This is a genomic window from Neobacillus sp. OS1-2 (assembly GCF_030915505.1).
Taxonomy (GTDB): Bacteria; Bacillota; Bacilli; order Bacillales; family Cytobacillaceae; genus Neobacillus.
In genome coordinates, this window is record NZ_CP133265.1 from 3,894,143 (window position 1) to 3,910,369 (window position 16,227).

14 protein-coding genes and 1 pseudogene are annotated in these 16,227 nt (G+C 40.0%); 12 read left to right on the forward strand and 3 right to left on the reverse strand.

What is annotated here, in order from left to right; genetic code table 11:
• The first annotated feature begins 8 nt into the window (after positions 1–8).
• The 3 genes from RCG19_RS19335 to RCG19_RS19345 are packed head-to-tail and all read left to right on the forward strand — an operon-like array spanning position 9 to position 1,798.
• Entirely contained in the window at positions 9–593 is a 585-nt protein-coding gene (locus RCG19_RS19335) for a cob(I)yrinic acid a,c-diamide adenosyltransferase (protein ID WP_308108442.1), read from the forward strand.
• A complete protein-coding gene (locus RCG19_RS19340) occupies positions 594–1,088 on the forward strand; it encodes an ECF transporter S component (RefSeq protein ID WP_308108443.1) in 495 nt (164 codons plus the stop codon).
• Positions 1,085–1,798, forward strand: coding sequence for an AIR synthase related protein (locus RCG19_RS19345; RefSeq protein WP_308108444.1), 714 nt, complete (start codon positions 1,085–1,087; stop codon positions 1,796–1,798). Before RCG19_RS19340 ends, RCG19_RS19345 begins: the two co-directional genes overlap by 4 nt.
• 17 nt (positions 1,799–1,815) lie before the next feature.
• On the opposite strand, the gene RCG19_RS19350 is transcribed toward RCG19_RS19345, so the two are convergent.
• A complete protein-coding gene (locus RCG19_RS19350; protein WP_308108445.1) occupies positions 1,816–3,918 on the reverse strand; it encodes a transglycosylase domain-containing protein in 2,103 nt (700 codons plus the stop codon).
• 187 nt (positions 3,919–4,105) lie between these two features.
• Here RCG19_RS19350 and RCG19_RS19355 point away from each other — a divergent pair, with 187 nt between their 5' ends.
• The 5 genes from RCG19_RS19355 (at position 4,106) to ltrA (ending at position 8,914) form a co-directional block, all read left to right on the forward strand.
• A complete protein-coding gene (locus RCG19_RS19355) occupies positions 4,106–4,795 on the forward strand; it encodes an ABC transporter ATP-binding protein (RefSeq protein ID WP_308108446.1) in 690 nt (229 codons plus the stop codon).
• On the forward strand, positions 4,792–6,141 hold the full coding sequence (locus RCG19_RS19360; RefSeq protein ID WP_308108447.1) for an ABC transporter permease: 1,350 nt from the start codon (positions 4,792–4,794) through the stop codon (positions 6,139–6,141). Before RCG19_RS19355 ends, RCG19_RS19360 begins: the two co-directional genes overlap by 4 nt.
• Positions 6,142–6,241: 100 nt before the next feature.
• A complete protein-coding gene (locus tag RCG19_RS19365) occupies positions 6,242–6,508 on the forward strand; it encodes a phage holin (protein ID WP_308108448.1) in 267 nt (88 codons plus the stop codon).
• 209 nt (positions 6,509–6,717) lie between these two features.
• The gene (locus tag RCG19_RS19370; protein WP_308108449.1) at positions 6,718–6,930 is read left to right on the forward strand and encodes a hypothetical protein; all 213 of its coding nucleotides are present in this window, start codon (positions 6,718–6,720) and stop codon (positions 6,928–6,930) included.
• A gap of 658 nt (positions 6,931–7,588) precedes the next feature.
• Positions 7,589–8,914: a group II intron reverse transcriptase/maturase gene (gene ltrA, locus RCG19_RS19375; protein WP_308107572.1), complete on the forward strand. Its 1,326-nt coding sequence runs from the start codon at positions 7,589–7,591 to the stop codon at positions 8,912–8,914.
• A gap of 88 nt (positions 8,915–9,002) precedes the next feature.
• Here the strand turns inward: ltrA and RCG19_RS19380 are convergent, their stop codons facing one another.
• Positions 9,003–9,239 carry a YczF family membrane protein gene (locus RCG19_RS19380; protein ID WP_308108450.1) on the reverse strand — a complete coding sequence of 79 codons (237 nt, stop codon included), beginning with the start codon at positions 9,237–9,239 and terminating at the stop codon, positions 9,003–9,005.
• Positions 9,240–9,401: 162 nt separating this feature from the next.
• Between RCG19_RS19380 and RCG19_RS19385 the strand changes: the two genes are divergently transcribed.
• The 4 genes and pseudogenes from RCG19_RS19385 (at position 9,402) to RCG19_RS19400 (ending at position 14,494) form a co-directional block, all read left to right on the forward strand.
• Positions 9,402–10,991: a spore germination protein gene (locus RCG19_RS19385; RefSeq protein WP_374049624.1), complete on the forward strand. Its 1,590-nt coding sequence runs from the start codon at positions 9,402–9,404 to the stop codon at positions 10,989–10,991.
• Positions 10,991–12,196 carry a Ger(x)C family spore germination protein gene (locus RCG19_RS19390; RefSeq protein ID WP_308108452.1) on the forward strand — a complete coding sequence of 402 codons (1,206 nt, stop codon included), beginning with the start codon at positions 10,991–10,993 and terminating at the stop codon, positions 12,194–12,196. The genes RCG19_RS19385 and RCG19_RS19390 overlap by 1 nt, the downstream gene beginning before the upstream one ends.
• A 23-nt stretch (positions 12,197–12,219) precedes the next feature.
• Positions 12,220–13,325, forward strand: a pseudogene (locus RCG19_RS19395) (GerAB/ArcD/ProY family transporter).
• Positions 13,326–13,384: 59 nt separating this feature from the next.
• Positions 13,385–14,494, forward strand: a complete 1,110-nt coding sequence (locus tag RCG19_RS19400) for a GerAB/ArcD/ProY family transporter (protein WP_308108453.1) — start codon at positions 13,385–13,387, stop codon at positions 14,492–14,494.
• Here the strand turns inward: RCG19_RS19400 and RCG19_RS19405 are convergent.
• Positions 14,489–16,156, reverse strand: a complete 1,668-nt coding sequence (locus RCG19_RS19405; RefSeq protein ID WP_308108454.1) for a PAS domain S-box protein — start codon at positions 16,154–16,156, stop codon at positions 14,489–14,491. The genes RCG19_RS19400 and RCG19_RS19405 overlap by 6 nt on opposite strands.
• Positions 16,157–16,227: the final 71 nt, after the last annotated feature.

Genomic DNA, 16,227 nt, shown 5'->3' on the forward strand with positions numbered 1-16,227 from the left:
AATTTGAAATGAGAATTTATACAAGAACAGGTGACAAAGGAAAAACAAGTATTATTGGCGGTAGGGTAGATAAAGATGATACAAGGGTTGAGGCATACGGAACAGTTGATGAAGTAAATTCCTTTGTAGGGCAGGCCATCCAGGAACTTGATCAGGAAATTTTCAAGGATGTCCTTGGTGATCTGGAAAAAATTCAACATGAATTATTCGATTGCGGCGGCGACCTGGCAAGTGTTACGGAAAAACGGGAGTTAAAGCTTCAGCAAGAATCGATTGACTACCTGGAACAGAAAATTGACGAATATATTGCAGAGGCACCAGAACTGGAACGGTTTATTTTACCTGGTGGTACGAAGCCATCAGCCTCCATTCATATTGCTAGAACGGTTACAAGGAGAGCAGAAAGATTAGTGGTAAAACTAGTAAAGGCTGACCCGAAAACTCCCGAAATTGCCCTGCAATATCTAAATCGTTTATCAAATTATTTTTTTGCCTTAGCAAGAGTCATTAACTTCCGACTACATGTGGGTGACGTGGAATATGTCCGTAGTGCTAGAGTGTTTAGGGATGGGAAGCGCAAGGAGGAAAAGTAGATGAAAGGTAAAATAGTCAGCTGGCTCGCCATGTTTACTGCCTTGTCTGTTGTCGGCGCTGTCATTAAGATTCCCGCAATTATTGGTACTGTAGCATTGGATGCCTTCCCAGCGCTTTTGGCTGCAGTCTTACTGGGCAGTGGCGCGGGAGCCATTGTAGCTGTATTTGGGCATTTATTATCTGCCGTAGTAGGCGGGTTTCCATTAGGCCCTATGCACTTTTTAATCGCAGCGGAAATGGCTTTACTTGTGTGGCTTTTTGGATACCTTTATAAAAATAGCAAAAAGGTTTTAGCAAGTGTGCTTTTTATCCTTGGAAATTCCATTGTAGCACCGATCCCGTTTATTTTTATACTAAATAAAGGCTTTTATTTGGCGATTGTCCCATCCTTGCTGATCGGATCGATCATAAATAGTGGAATTGCATACATTGCCATTCCACGACTCTCGTTTCTGTTTTCAAATCCATTCATGAAGAATGAGGCAAATCAATGAGGGATATTTTAACCCTTCCCATTAATGCGGAGGATTCACTTATTATCGCTTGTGATAATAGCGGAGGAATTGGGATGAAGGAACAAGACGTTGTTCAGGTTCCATACGAAACAGTTGCCTATTACTCCTTTAGAGTTGCGGTCATGGAATGCATGGCAGCAGGGGGGCAGCCCCTATCTGTAGTTCTTAACAATTTTTGTGGAAATGAACCATGGGAAGAACTTATACAGGGCGTCAAAAAAGGAGCAAATGAACTTGGGTTAAAAGATATTTCTATTACAGGGAGTACGGAAAGTAATTTTATGATGCTGCAGTCGGCAGTGGGATTAATGGTCCTGGGACGGAAAGGTTTGAATAAAAAGTCAGAGTTGTTATTCTCTGGCAATTGGACTTTTGCCGTAATAGGCTTACCTTTAGTTGGTCCTGAAGTGATGGCACAGAATGATGAAATCGTTCCACTTTCAGTCTTTCAAGAGATCAATCAGCTAAATGAAGTGTTGATTTGGCCTGTTGGTTCGAAAGGCATATTATCCGAATTGAATCAGATATTTATCAATAAACAGTTTACCGCTGAAAAGATCGTCGCAAATGTCGATCTTTTAAAATCATCAGGTCCGGCTACCTGCTTTATCGTTGTTTATGATGCCGATCATGATGAAAAGGTAAGGAGAATAGCCGGGGATTACTTCCATTCTTTAAAAATAAAATAGCACGCAGCGATTGCGTGCTATTCTTTCATTCCTTTCACTTTTTCCACTATTGAATCAATCCCTTTGCCAATCGTATAAAATGCCTTTTCCAAGGCATTCTTCCATCCTGGGGCTTGTTCTTTTATCACTGATCCTATTTTTTTGGCATTTTCATTTAATTCTTTGCCAATCTCTTTTGCCTGATCATGGATGCTTTTATCTGGTGCTGCCTCGCCGGCAAGCTGAGCATTAATCGATGTCACGTCAAAGCTTTCCTTTGGAAGGAGTGGCAATGTTTCCCTCATGATTTCTTTGAAAATCGGTACCACATTAGAAGAACTTGAACTTGGCAGATAATGTTCTCGGTCTGTTTGATCGTAGCCAATCCAGATAGCGCCCACAATGTTTGGGGTATAGCCGACCATCCACTGATCCTTTGTTCCATTCACATCCCCAAATGGGAGCTGGGTTGATCCTGTTTTTCCGGCAATCTCCATATGTGGAATATGTGCATTCTTCCCAGTTCCAGATTCTACTACATTTAGCAGCATGGATGTCATTTCATCTGCTACCTTTTTAGAAGTAACCTTGGTTGTTTTCGCTTCCCGTTCGGCGATGGTTTTCCCGGTTGGACCAACGATTTTAGTAATTAAGTGGTGATCCTGGCGTTTCCCACCATTTGCAAAGGTCGAAAAAGCATTTGCCATTTGCAGCGGGGAAACCCCTTTACTCATGCCGCCAAGGGCAATGGCCAGATTTTTGTCTTCCTTCACTGTGGGAATGCCAAAACGTTTTAACGAATCTATGCCTTTATTCAAGCCTATTTCATTTAACAACCATACGGCCGGAACATTTAGCGACTCTTCAAGCGCTTTATAAAGTTGAACCTTTCCTTGAAATGTTTTCGTAAAATTCTCTGGTTTGTAATTTCCAAAGGACGTTGGTTCATCGACAAGCTCGGAAGAATAAGTGTAGCCGTTTTCAAGGGCAGGTGTATAGACAGCAAGCGGTTTAATCGCTGACCCTGGCTGAGCCTGTAGCTGGGTCGCCCTGTTAAAACCGCGGAACACATGCTCACCCCTGCCGCCGACAAGTGCTCTAACACCGCCTGTGGCCGGATCCATTAGTACAGATCCGCTTTGGACTAAAGTATTTCCTTTTCCACTTGGGAACAAGGAGTCGTTACTATAGACTTTTTCAAGTTGTGCTTGCAGGTTTTGATCCATTTCTGTATAGATGCGATACCCTCTTGTTAAAATCTCTTCTTGGGTGAGTCCATATTTAGAAATAGCTTCGTTTAAAACAGCATCCACATAATAGGGATATTTTCGCTCCACAAAGCTGCCGCCGCCATCCTGCAGCCGAATTTTTTCTTTTTTCGCTGTGTTGTATTCTTGGGAAGAAATAAAGCCAAGCTCCTTCATTTTTCCTAAAACAACGTTGCGTCGTTTCATGGCTAGGTCATAGTTATTATAAGGATTAAGGTAATTTGGTGCATGCAGGAGTCCAGCTAACATCGCTGCCTCACTGATCGACACATCTTTAATGTCCTTATTAAAATATTTTTTCGAGGCACTACTGATACCCCAGGAGTTGCTGCCGAAATAAACCTGGTTGATATACATTTGTAAAATTTCAGCTTTGCTGTAAACCTTCTCAATTTTTACCGCTAAAAATAATTCTTCTGCTTTTCGCTTATAGGTGCGTTCAGGTGAAAGAAGGGCATTTTTGGTCAACTGCTGCGTTAACGTGCTGCCGCCTCCAGTCACCCTTCCGGCAAACAAATTGCTGAAAAAAGCACGGGCAATTCCCTTTACATCAAAACCGCTATGTTCATAAAAACGCTCGTCTTCAATTGCGACAACGGCATGTGGAACATATTTCGGCAACTCCTCGATTTTTACCCCTTTTGTCCGATTGGTGGCAACATTACTTGCCACCTTGCCAGTATGGTCATAGATAACTGTAGGCTGGCTAAGACCTTCTTTCAATGATTCTACATTCGCCCTTGTTGCCAGCCAGCCGAAATAGAGGATGGTACCTAATACAACAACAAGGAGTAGTAATAAGATAATTTGTGTTAGATGACTCTTTTTCCAGAAACGAACGATCATGTCCCGAAAAGGGTGTAATTTCTCCATGTTATCTCCTGACTATTAAATAGAAATTTTCGCTTCATCTATTATAAATTTTCTAGTAAAAAAACACCAATAAAACTGTTTTTTTTCATCTATTGAAAAATGTTTTTGAGGGATTTAAAAAAACTGTAGGGGTCCAGGCAATTTGTTACGTCTAATAGTGTGAAGTGATTGGGAGCAGGAGGAAAAAATGATTACATTAAAAAACTTACGTCATGATTTTGTCATTGGAAAAAAAGGAAGACAAACGATTATTCCGGTACTAAGAGATATTTCTTTCACTGTTGAAAAGGGAGAAATTGTTACCATTGTTGGCAGAAGCGGGTCAGGGAAATCAACACTTCTAAATCTAGTAAGCGGTTTTATCCATCCAAAAGCGGGTGAAATTTGGATTAGGGGCGAAAAGGTAACGGATCTAAATGAAACGAAATTTGCAGATTTTCGGATAAAAAATCTGGGCTTTATTTTTCAAAGCTTTCAATTGATTCCAAGTATGACCGCCTTTCAAAATGTTGAACTCCCGTTGATCTTAAAAGGGGTTAACGAGATGGAAAGAAAAATACAAACTGAAGTGATGCTGGCGAAAGTGGGGTTACTAGATTATCAGGATCATTACCCTGGAGAATTATCGGGTGGTCAGCAGCAGCGCGTCAGTATCGCACGTGCCTTAATTGTGAATCCACCGATTATTCTTGCCGATGAACCGACGGGGAGTCTTGATAGTGAAACAGAGGAAGAATTGCTAGACTTCATTCGGGAACTGAACCGGGATTTAGGTATTACATTTTTAATCATTACTCATGATGATAAGGTGGCAGATATCGGGAGCCGCAAGATTGAATTAAGGGATGGCCGCATTGTTGAGGAGGTGCTGGCATGAAGGTAAAAGACCAATTCCGTTTCGTCCGTCAAAATATGAAGAAAAATAGAACGAGAGTGTTTATGACAATTCTCGCTACTGCTATGGGCTGTGCGTTCCTGATTGTTCTCGCCTCCGTCGGCTTTGGTTTACAGAAATCGGTAGTGAAGGAAATTACCGAGCGTAGGGTAATAACGCAAATTGATGTCCATGGCCAAGAATTAAATGATCAAGGCGGGTTTCGTCCTTTAAACGATAAGGATGTCCGCAAATTTGAGAAGCTAAAGGATGTAAAAGCTGTTACCAGACGAAAAATGCTCCAGCAGGGCGGTACCTATACGATAGGGAATTATCAAGAACAAACGGAAACGTATGTAGCAAATTTTCCATCAGAGGTGAAAGCAGGGTTTGAACTATCAAAGGGACGTTTGCCCAAAAGTCAAGATGAAATCGTGGTTGGCTATAATTTCCCGCTTAATCTAGCTCAAAAAGATGCTCCGGATGATATGTATGATGAAAAGGGGGAAATAAAAGCGGAGTACCGTTATACGGGTAAGATAATTGGCGAAAAGATTGAATTAACGGTCCTACAATATAAAGAAGGCAAACAACAGGAAAGAATAATTCCTTTGACAGTGGTCGGCATTTCAAAGAAGCCAACGAAGGTTTGGGCCGAGGATCGAAGTATCTTTATTTCCGAACAAACGTTAAAGGAGATTGAGGCTTTTACGGGGACGCCTAAAGGGTACCTGTTAGATGCGAATAGTGAAGTTCCGAAGGATTTAACTACGCAGAAGAATTCTTATGATGATGTCAAGATTTATGCGAAAAATATGGAGGCCGTGCAAAGTATTTCTGATCAACTAACAAAGGAAAAATATGCGACCTATTCCGTTGTGAATGAATTGAAGGAAGTGAATATGGTCTTTTTGATCGCAAAAGCCGGGCTGATTTTTATCGGAACGATTGCCATTCTCATTGCTTCAATTGGTATCTATAATACGATGACCATGGCAGTAACGGAAAGGTCACCGGACATCGGCATCATGAAGGCTATAGGTGCTAGTCCCAAAACGATTAAACGGATTTTTCTACTTGAAAGCAGCTATATTGGCTTGATTGGCGCCGTTATCGGGACAATTGTGTCCTATGGTATCAGTTTCGCCGTCAATTTTGCCATTCCGCTAATTATTAAACAAGCATTTGGTCAAGAAACAGAAATGGATATCATCTTTAGTGAAATTCCGCTTGTATTGCCAATCATCTGTGTAGTTATTTGTTTTGCGGTAACCATTCTTTCAGGATACCGTCCGGCACAACGAGCAACAAAGGTCGATGTATTAAAAGCGATGCGTAGAGAAGTGTAAATAAATAAGAAACTGAGATAATCATGGGCAATCCTGTTCCGGTCCAAGCATATGTTAGCAGAAAGGCCTATAGCATATTGGGAAGGGAAGGGATGAACTTATGATTAACTGGAAAGTGCGGTTTAGAAATAAAAACTGGGTTATTGCTTTTGTGTCTCAAATTTTAATTGTCGCCCAGGTAGTGACAGCCTGTTTACATTCTATAGGTTTAGTCGATTTTCAAATCACCGATGCAATCCAAAATTCTATTTTAACATTTGTAAATGCCGTGTTTGTCCTGTTGTCCATGTTAGGAATTGTTCAGGATCCAACCACGAAGGGTTACGGTGATAGTGAACGGGCCTTAACATATAAGGATCCGAATTAAAAAAGAGGCGCTAACACCCAGGTCGGCGGCGTATGCCCTGGAGCTGGGCAAATCTCAAAAAGTCAGGTTCAAGCGTGAACCTGACTTTTTTCGTGAAATAGATTCCATTTTCCCAATTGAGACAGAAAATTCTGAGTCTAATTTAACCACAATTTGGTAATTGTTTGATACAATAGGATAAACAATCCTTTTGAAAAGGGGACCTTCTCATGTGGACTTCTATTATTGTGATTGCCGGATTTTTCAGCCTATTAATGGTGTTGGAGGAATCCATCTATTATTTTTGGAATCGCTATGTGTACGGCCCAAATGTGGAAAGGAAAAGAAAGTGGAACAGTAGACTAAAAGCAGTTTGGCGTTTTTTCAAGAGGAAACAAGTTGTAGAAATTCATGAAATGAATAAGGAAAAGAGCTCGCATTGAGCTCTTTTTTTGGTGCGCTTGGCAGCGCTTCGCTCTAATGGGTGAAAGTCCCTAACATGCCGTTGTGGCGGAAATGTATAGCTGACAGGTAGTGCGAGTATCGTGAGATTTCGTGCGGAGGACCTGAAGGCAAAACTCGGAACAGGTGGCTGAAACTATGTTGGCTCGTAAGATGGGATAACCCTGCCAAAAGTGGGAATGTCCAATACCACTCTGTATCTTATTAGTTATGAGGACTGGCTTCGAGTGAAAGACGATGACGTGACCCAAGGAGATCTCATCTTCTCCACCGTAGGTGGTAAATCTTTTTCAAAGCCGCGATGGACAAGAAATTGACTATGGAAGGTGAGAAGTCAGAGCAGGGGATAGTAGTGAATAAGCTTGTCGGAAATGCCGCAAAGACAAGTGACTTACCATGAAATTGGTAAGGCAGACATTGACTCAAAAGGCAGTGAACTGATGCGAAGCCCGTCTGTCCATGGAAGAAAAGCAACACGAACTTATTTACTCGTCATGTACTAAACAGAAGTCGATGAGGCAGACAGCCAAAGAATCGAGACCGAAAGAAAGTAGGTTGTTTAGGGCGTAGTACTAATATAGGTATCAGTAATTGAACCAACTATACTGCTGATATTTTATTGGGAAAGGAAACGAATACATGCATGAATCTATAGGGAAACGAAGCTTACGTGTAGTTGAGAGCTCTAAAAAGAAACGCAAGTGGTACAGCCTAATTGATAAAATTTGGGACTATCAAAACTTGGAACAAGCTTTTTATGATGTAAAGAAGAATCGTGGTGCTCACGGTGTGGATAAGGTAACAATAAAAGATTTTGAAAAAGAATTGGAACACAACTTAAGAGTGCTCCAAGAATCTTTACGTTCAAAAACATATCGTGCTAAACCAGTCAGAAGAGTCTTTATCCCAAAAACTGATGGCTCAAAACGTCCGTTAGGTATTCCCACAGTAGGAGACCGAACTATCCAAGCCGCAACTAAAAGAATTCTTGAGCCCATTTTTGAACAGAAGTTTCTAGATTGTAGTTTTGGATTCCGTCCGAATCGCAGTGCTCATATGGCGATTGAACAAATCCGGCAGGATTTAAAAGATGGGTACACATATGTTATAGACGCTGATATAAAAACTTACTTTGATTCAATCCCCCATGATAAGCTCCTTGAATTAATTAAGGAAGAAGTTGTAGATAGCAGTGTACTAACTCTAATTTTACAGTTCCTAAAATCAGGAATACTTGAAAACGGTGTCTACTATCAAAATGTTAAGGGGAGTCCACAGGGGGGCGTAATCAGTCCATTGTTAGCAAATATCTTTCTTCATCCACTAGATAAAATGATGATGGAGCGAGGTCACCGCATAACAAGGTATGCAGATGACTTTGTCATCTGTTGCAAGTCACGAAAGGGTGCAGAAAGAGTTCTAAAAACAGTAGTAAAACTCCTTGAAGATGAGTTAGGGTTGAAAATACACCCAGAAAAGACGAAAATCGTAGACAACCTTGAAGAACCGTTTATCTTTTTAGGATACATCTTCAAAAAAGGATACTTTCATTCACCATCAGATAAGGCAGTGAAGAAATTCAAGGAAAGTATCAAAACGGTAACGAGAAGAAACCAAACAGTAGGTTTGGAGGAATTCGTCAAACGCCGGTTGAACCCGATTATCAGAGGATGGGGAAGATACTTTGGTATTGGATTTTCAAAGAAGCTGTTTCAACAATTGGACTCATGGATTAGAAGAAGGCTTAGGATGATTCAGTTAAGAAGCTGGAAGAGAATAAGAAAGCTCCACAGGGAGCTTCGAAAAAGGAATTGGGAGGGTGAACTTCCTCGTCTTTCAATGACAAGATGGAAGAACTCAAAGACTCAACATGTACATTTTGCGATTCCTAATGAAAGGTTTCGTGAAATCAAACTCGTTTTTCTTTTGGATATCTACAATGAACTACATCCCCAACGGGGATAAAGTGGAGGAGCCGTATGCGATGACCCGCACGTACGGATCTGTGAGAGGCGCATGAATAATTTCATGCGCCTACTCTATTGGCTCATTTTTAATTTGAAGGCGGGCTACTTTGCCGTTTCTTCTTTATAAAAGACAAAAACGCCTGAAGAAGGAAGAAGAGAATAAACAAAATCACAATAATATATTCCGCCGGCTCCATGACCCGGAATGGATTTATGGTTTTCCAGATGACACCGTTTGGTGTGACCCCCATTTTAAGATCTAATAATATCATGAGGAAAAACATTCCAAATGCTAATAAAGTGGCAACAAAAAATTGCTTCAAATTAGTTCACCTTCAATCCACATTACTCTTATATTATCATTTAATGAATTCTTTATACGCGAAAGTATTATGGTAAAAATGGATAAACATATGCAGCTTGGGGAAAATACCCAATATGGATTTAGTTGAAGCGGGGTGGAGCTTGTGTCGATTTTATCAAGTATGTTGAAAAAGAAGCAAAAAAAGCGGCAGAACGATAATTATCGCCAAAAGCAAGATCCAGAAAAACCGGAAGAATTATCGATCTTGACGGATTATCAAGAAAATATTACGCGCATAAAGGAGGAGTTTGGCAATAGCACGGATATAGTCTTCCGTGAATTTAAATTTGATCGTAAAAAAGGAAATTGTGTCTATGTTGATGGGTTAGCTAACGAGCAATTGGTTAGTGAGTATTTCATGGAGTCTTTAACGGAAGAAGAATTAACACACAACCTTTTCGATTCTTTTCAATTATTGGCAGAAAAGTCAGTAAGCCTGGGAAGTATTCAGATTATCACAAACTGGAATCAGGTATATGACATGCTCCTGTCAGGAAATACTTTATTTTTCTTAGATGGCTATAACAGGGCCATTAGCGTGGAAACGAAGGGGTGGGAGAAGCGCTCCATTACGGAACCTTCCACCCAATTGGCCATTCGCGGTCCAAAGGACTCTTTTACAGAAACATTCAGAACCAATACTGCTTTAATCAGACGAAGAATTAAAAGCCCCAACTTATGGTTGGAATCCATGAAAATTGGCAGGGTATCTCAGACAGATGTTGGAATTATGTATCTGAAAGGGATCGCAAATGAAAAAATTGTTGAAGAGATCAAGGAGCGTTTAAAAAGAATCGACATTGATTCGATCCAGGCGTCGGGATATGTGGAACAATTGATTGAAGATCAGGCATGGACAACCTTTCCGACAACGTATCATTCCGAAAGACCGGATGTCGTTACATCACATATACTTGAAGGCAGGATTGCCGTGATTGTGGATGGGACACCCTTTGTGGTAACTGCTCCCGCCATTTTTATACAATTTTTCCAGGCTCCAGATGACTATTATTCACGATTTGATATTTCAACCGGTATTCGTATTTTAAGGATTTTATCCTTCTTTATTGCTTTAATTGGACCAGCCGCTTATATTGCGATAACAACCTTCCATCAGGAGATGATTCCCACATCAATGGCGATTGCGATTGCGGCGCAAAGAGAAAATGTACCCTTTCCTGCCTTTATCGAGGCATTAATCATGGAAATTCTCTTTGAAATCTTAAGAGAGGCTGGATTAAGGCTGCCAAGAGCTGTTGGTCAAGCAGTTTCTATCGTTGGGGCCTTGGTCATTGGCCAGGCAGCAGTCCAAGCCGGGATTGTGTCAGCCGTTATGGTGATCGTGGTTTCTTTGACAGCTATCGCCAATTTTTCCACGCCAAGTTTCGCCATGGCGATTGCTGCCAGGCTTATTCGTTTTATTCTGATGGGCTTAGCAACCGTTTTGGGTCTTTACGGGATCATGTTGGGTTTGATGTTTATGGCCATCCATTTATGTGCACTACGTTCATTTGGCATCCCATACATGATGCCTTTAGCACCTTTCAGCATCAAAAATCAACAAGATGTCTTTGTTCGTTTTCCTGTATGGGCAATGAAAAATCGGCCAATGTTTATCAGTAAGGGGAATACCGTAAGGACGGGAGAACATCAAAAACCAGGACCGCCAAATCAAGATGACAATAATCAAACATCAAATGGTGAATCATGATGAAAAAGATCATTTCCCTCATATTACTTGTGAGTTTTCTATTACCTATTCTAGGCGGGTGCTGGAATCAAAAGGAATTGACCGATTTAGCCTTTGTCATGGCGATCGGCATTGACAAGGGTGAAAATAAAAAGTTTGATGTTTCGTTTCAAATTGTGAATCCAGGCAATGTATCATCTGGTCAAAATGGCGGGGGACAAGGGCTGCCTATTGCTGTTTATAAAAGCTCCGGGGATACCTTAACAGAGGCAGCTAGAAAAGCAACAAAAAAAATATCGCGGCGCTTATATTATGCACATACAAATTTAATTGCTGTAAGTGAAGAAGTAGCCAGGAATGGACTCCTTGATATTATGGATGCATTGGACAGGGATCCGGAATTTAGAACGACAACAGAGCTAGTGATTATGAGAGATACCTCCGCAGAATTATTAGTATCTGCACTGGCGAACCTTGATAAAATGCCAGTAAATAAGATAACGAAAGAGATAAAAGCGACAGAAGCGATGTTTGGTGAAAATATGAGTATTAATATCGATGACTTCCTGAACGGGCTAATTAGTAAAGGGAAGGAACCGATTGTGAATGGTTTTAAAATAACCGGCTCAAAGGAAACGGTAGGGAAGGCAAAAGAATTGGAGACGACAAAAGCATTGTTTGTCCTTGCCGCTGATGGATTAGCTGTTTTTAATAAAGGGAAATTAATCGGCTGGATTGATCATGAAAAGGCCCGCGGGGTGATTTGGATTTTGGACCGGGTTAAAAGCACTTCTGTGAATGTCGATTGGAATGGCAAAAAAAATGCGATCACAATGGCCCTTTTACGAACCAAAACAAAGGTTTCCGTTAAGATTAGAAATGAAAAGCCAGTTATCCAAATTGCCATTGAAGATGAGGGCTGGATAAGCGAAGCGAATACGGATGTAGACTTAACGAATCCAACCGAAATAGAGAAAATAGACAAGTTGGTTGAAAAAGAGATAAAACAGCAAATTGAAGCCACCGTAAAAAAAGCGCAAAAAATGAAGAGTGATATTTTTGGATTCGGTGAAAGCGTTCATCGGAAAAACCCGAAATTATGGAACAAATTAAAAGCAAATTGGGGAGATCATTTCGCAGATCTTGAAGTAAACGTGAAGGTTGATTCCTATATTCGCCGTGAAGGAATTCGGACAAAGCCGTTTTGGTCAGATTTTAATAAATGACCCTTAGAAAAGGGGAAGCTGCAATGGAAAAGGCAAAAATAAAAGGGTCACAACTGTTTATATTAGTGGTCCTCTTTGAAATGGGGAGTGCAATTCTTATTGTTCCGGGAGTTTCAGCGAAACAAGATGCATGGATCGCTATCTTGCTAGGACTAGCTTGCGGCTTACTACTATTTCTTATTTATTACCAGCTATATTCTTATTACCCTGAATTGCCATTAACGAGTTATGTTCAAAAGATTACTGGGAAATGGATGGGAAGGGGGATAGGCCTGTTATATATCATCTATTTTATGTACTTTGCAACAAGGGTATTGCGTGATTTCGGAGAATTATTAACGACTACTATTTATTTTAATACTCCGCTCATTGTCATTAACTCGTTAATGATGCTAACGATAATATATGGTGTCCATAAGGGGATTGAAGTAATTGCAAGGGTCGGAGAGTTGTTTTTCGGAGTTATTTACTTTATGGCATTGGCTGGGTTCGTCTTCATTTTATTCTCGGGGATTCTTCATCTTGAAAATCTTCAACCCATGTTTGAGTATGGATGGAAGCCTGTGTTTATCACCTTTCTTCAAGAAACGAACTTACGCCCGTTTGGAGAAATGATTGTATTTACCATGCTGCTGCCCTATTTAAATGAGAAAAAAAAGCAAAGTCGGCATGTATGTTCGGGATGGTTTTAGCAGGAATTAATGTTACTATCACTGCTGTTATAAATGTGGCCACGCTAGGTGTAGATCTATTTGTACGCTCGAATTTCCCTTTGCTAACGACTATTGGCAAGATTCAGTTGGCTAATTTTTTTGAACGACTTGATGTCTTATTTATGCTTTATTTAGTGATTGGTGGTTTCTTTAAAATTTCTATATTTTTCTATGCGGCGGTAGTGGGAGCAACAGACCTATTTCAATTTAAAAACCATCAGAAGCTCAGTTTCCCCATTGGATTAATTATCCTGTTAGCATCTGTCACGGTATCCGCTAATTATGCGGAACATATTAAAGAGGGGATAAAAATGATACCCATCTATCTACAATGGCCATTTCAAATTATGATTCCCTCTATTTTGCTGGTCGTTGCCTTTCTTCGAACCCGAAAGGAAAATTCAATAGGCTCTTAAAGTTGTTTGGTTTCATAACTACTATTTAATTAAAAACCCTTAGAAAAGGGGCTAACGCAATGGAAAAGGCAAAAATCAAGGCATCCCAGATGTTTATCTTGGTGGTTTTGTTTGAAATGGGCAGTGCGATTCTTGTGGGTCTTGGAGCTTCCGCAAAACAAGATGCGTGGATATCGATGTTATTGGGCTTAGCTGGTGGTTTATTGCTATTTCTTGTTTATTATCAACTTTATAAATATTATCCTACACTGACGTTAACGAGTTATGTGCAAAAAATTACTGGGAAATGGATAGGACGGCTGCTTGGCTTGTTGTATATTATCTATTTCATCTATTGTTCGACACGGGTTTTGCGTGATTTTGGTGAATTATTAACAACCACCATTTATTTTAATACCCCGCTCATTGTTATTAACGCCTTGATGATGCTGACCATTATTTATTCGATTCATAAAGGGATTGAAGTGATTGCTCGAGTGGGGGAACTATTTTTTGGTGTCATCTACATGATGGCAACTGCGGGCTTCCTTCTCATTCTCTTTTCTGGGCTAATTCATTTGGAATATCTTCAGCCAGTATTAGAATATGGCTGGAAGCCTGTGTTTATCACTTTTATTAGGGGGACGATTACTTTTCCATTTGGGGAAATGGTTGTATTCACCATGTTGCTTCCCTATCTGAATGATCATAAAAAAGTAAAGCTAGCCTGTATGGGCGGGATGATTCTAGCCGGGATTAACGTAACGATAACGTGTGCTATAAATGTAGCTACGTTAGGGGTAGACCTTTTTCAGCGCTCGAATTTCCCGCTGCTCACAACGATAGGGAAAATTCAGTTGGCTAATTTTATTGAACGACTGGATGTTCTATTTATGCTTTATTTGATGATTGGCGGTTTCTTTAAAATTTCGATCTTTTTCTATGCCGCGGTGATCGGTGCAGCAGAATTATTCAAGTTTAAAAACCATCAGAAGTTAAGTTTTCCCATTGGTTTAATTATTTTAATAGCCTCTGTAACGATTTCCTCTTCATATGCGGAACATATTCAAGAAGGGTTAAAAGTGGTCCCTGTTTATTTACATTGGCCATTTCAAATCATTATTCCCCCCATATTACTTATCATTGCTTTTATTCGGAATCGAAAGAAAAAAACAACAAGCTCTTCATGAAAGGGCTTGTTGTTTTTTCTGTTTCCTATCGTTACCATGAATCGCTGGGAGGGTTATATGAACGGATGTTCCTTGATTTATCTGACTGTCAAAGCGAATGGTGCCACTATGTGATTGAACAATTTTGAAGCTGACCGTAAGTCCTAAACCTGTTCCTTTTTCCTTAGAAGAATAGAAGGGCTCACCGATTTTCTCTAATCGCCCCTTGGAAATCCCGCAGCCATTGTCCTTAACTGTAATAACAACCAGATCCTTTTCAAGTAGTTCTAAACCAATCGAAACGGTTCCACCATTGATTGATGCTTCAATAGCATTTTTTATGATATTGATAAACAATTGTTTTAGCTGGTTTGGCTCACAATCAATATATATTTCTTGTTCCGGAAAAACAGACTCGATTTGAACATTATAATAAGACGCCTCGGTCCGGAGTAACGAGATGACATCATTCAAAAGCTTTTGAATTTCAGCCTTAGTAAATTTAAGATGCTGCGGCTTAGCTAATAGCAACAGTTCTCCAACGATGTGATTGATTCGATCTAATTCATCTGACATAATTTGGTAATAAAATTGATGCTTCTCGTCCTCCACTTGCAACAGCTGGACAAACCCCTTCAAGGAAGTAAGCGGATTACGGATTTCATGGGCAACACTAGCTGATAATTCTCCGACAACAGAAAGTTTCTCTGTTCTTCGTAGGCGCTCCTCCGTTTTCCTTAAGATGGTAACATCTTTGCCATACCCAATAATTCCCGTAATGTTTCCATTGATAATGATGGGAAGAGACGTACATTGTAAGGTAATCGGTTTTCCATTCTTATGTTGGATTTGAATCTCATACATAATCGGCTTTACTTCCTCTACAACAGCGGAAATAAAGCGTTTTAGGAATGGTTTGTATTTTTTGGCCAATATGGTTTTGACACTTTTTCCAATCATTTCATTCCGATTGAAACCAGTGATAACGTCAAAGTGGGGGTTGAGATTCGTAATAGTTCCATCTAAATCCAACATATAAACGATATCCGGACTGTACTCAAATAAGGATTTATATTGCTGTTGGCTTTCTGCCAATTGTCTGGCCATTTCCTTTTTTTCGGTAATATCCCGACCAATAATGACTAATCCTTTTCTTGAGCCGTCGGAATGAAAAAGCGGGACTTTGATGGTATCAAAAGTTTTCGTTGAACCATCAGGAACAGGCAGAACTTCCTCAATCCGTGTGATTTTTCTATTTTCCCATGTCTCCTCATCAGAAATCTCACAAAACTTAAGGGCATCACCATAAAAGTCTGTATATTCGGCTAGTTCCGAGTCCTTCTTCCCACGATAATCTACGTTTTCAAGCTGGAACAACTGTAAACCAAAATCATTCGCTTCAATCCATCTTCCTTCACCATCTTTGAAGTTAACAAAGTCAACCATGGAATTGATTAACGTGGATAAACGATTTTGATCTTCTTTAGAAACAGTTAATTCCTGCTTCTTATGAAGGAAAAAGTAAATGAATCCGCCCGTTACGAGAATATAAAGTATTTCCTTCGATCTCTCAACCATAGGAATATAGGAGGAAGGCACTAGCTGATGGATGATAAAATTCGATACATTTATCCAAATTAAACTAGTAATAAAGTAAAGGAAAACTAGCTTTTTTTTGCTCATAAAATCTCCAGTTCTTTAAAGTTGGTACGTTTCCCACCGTGTATAAATAGTTTTTCTACTATTGTATATCA

Coding starts and splice junctions, on each gene's coding strand:
- RCG19_RS19335 (WP_308108442.1), top strand. CDS start 9: ATGAGAATTTATACAAGAACAGGTGACAAAGGAAAAACAAGTATTATT.
- RCG19_RS19340 (WP_308108443.1), top strand. CDS start 594: ATGAAAGGTAAAATAGTCAGCTGGCTCGCCATGTTTACTGCCTTGTCT.
- RCG19_RS19345 (WP_308108444.1), top strand. CDS start 1,085: ATGAGGGATATTTTAACCCTTCCCATTAATGCGGAGGATTCACTTATT.
- RCG19_RS19350 (WP_308108445.1), bottom strand. CDS start 3,918: ATGGAGAAATTACACCCTTTTCGGGACATGATCGTTCGTTTCTGGAAA.
- RCG19_RS19355 (WP_308108446.1), top strand. CDS start 4,106: ATGATTACATTAAAAAACTTACGTCATGATTTTGTCATTGGAAAAAAA.
- RCG19_RS19360 (WP_308108447.1), top strand. CDS start 4,792: ATGAAGGTAAAAGACCAATTCCGTTTCGTCCGTCAAAATATGAAGAAA.
- RCG19_RS19365 (WP_308108448.1), top strand. CDS start 6,242: ATGATTAACTGGAAAGTGCGGTTTAGAAATAAAAACTGGGTTATTGCT.
- RCG19_RS19370 (WP_308108449.1), top strand. CDS start 6,718: ATGTGGACTTCTATTATTGTGATTGCCGGATTTTTCAGCCTATTAATG.
- ltrA (WP_308107572.1), top strand. CDS start 7,589: ATGCATGAATCTATAGGGAAACGAAGCTTACGTGTAGTTGAGAGCTCT.
- RCG19_RS19385 (WP_374049624.1), top strand. CDS start 9,402: ATGTTGAAAAAGAAGCAAAAAAAGCGGCAGAACGATAATTATCGCCAA.
- RCG19_RS19390 (WP_308108452.1), top strand. CDS start 10,991: ATGAAAAAGATCATTTCCCTCATATTACTTGTGAGTTTTCTATTACCT.
- RCG19_RS19400 (WP_308108453.1), top strand. CDS start 13,385: ATGGAAAAGGCAAAAATCAAGGCATCCCAGATGTTTATCTTGGTGGTT.
- RCG19_RS19405 (WP_308108454.1), bottom strand. CDS start 16,156: ATGAGCAAAAAAAAGCTAGTTTTCCTTTACTTTATTACTAGTTTAATT.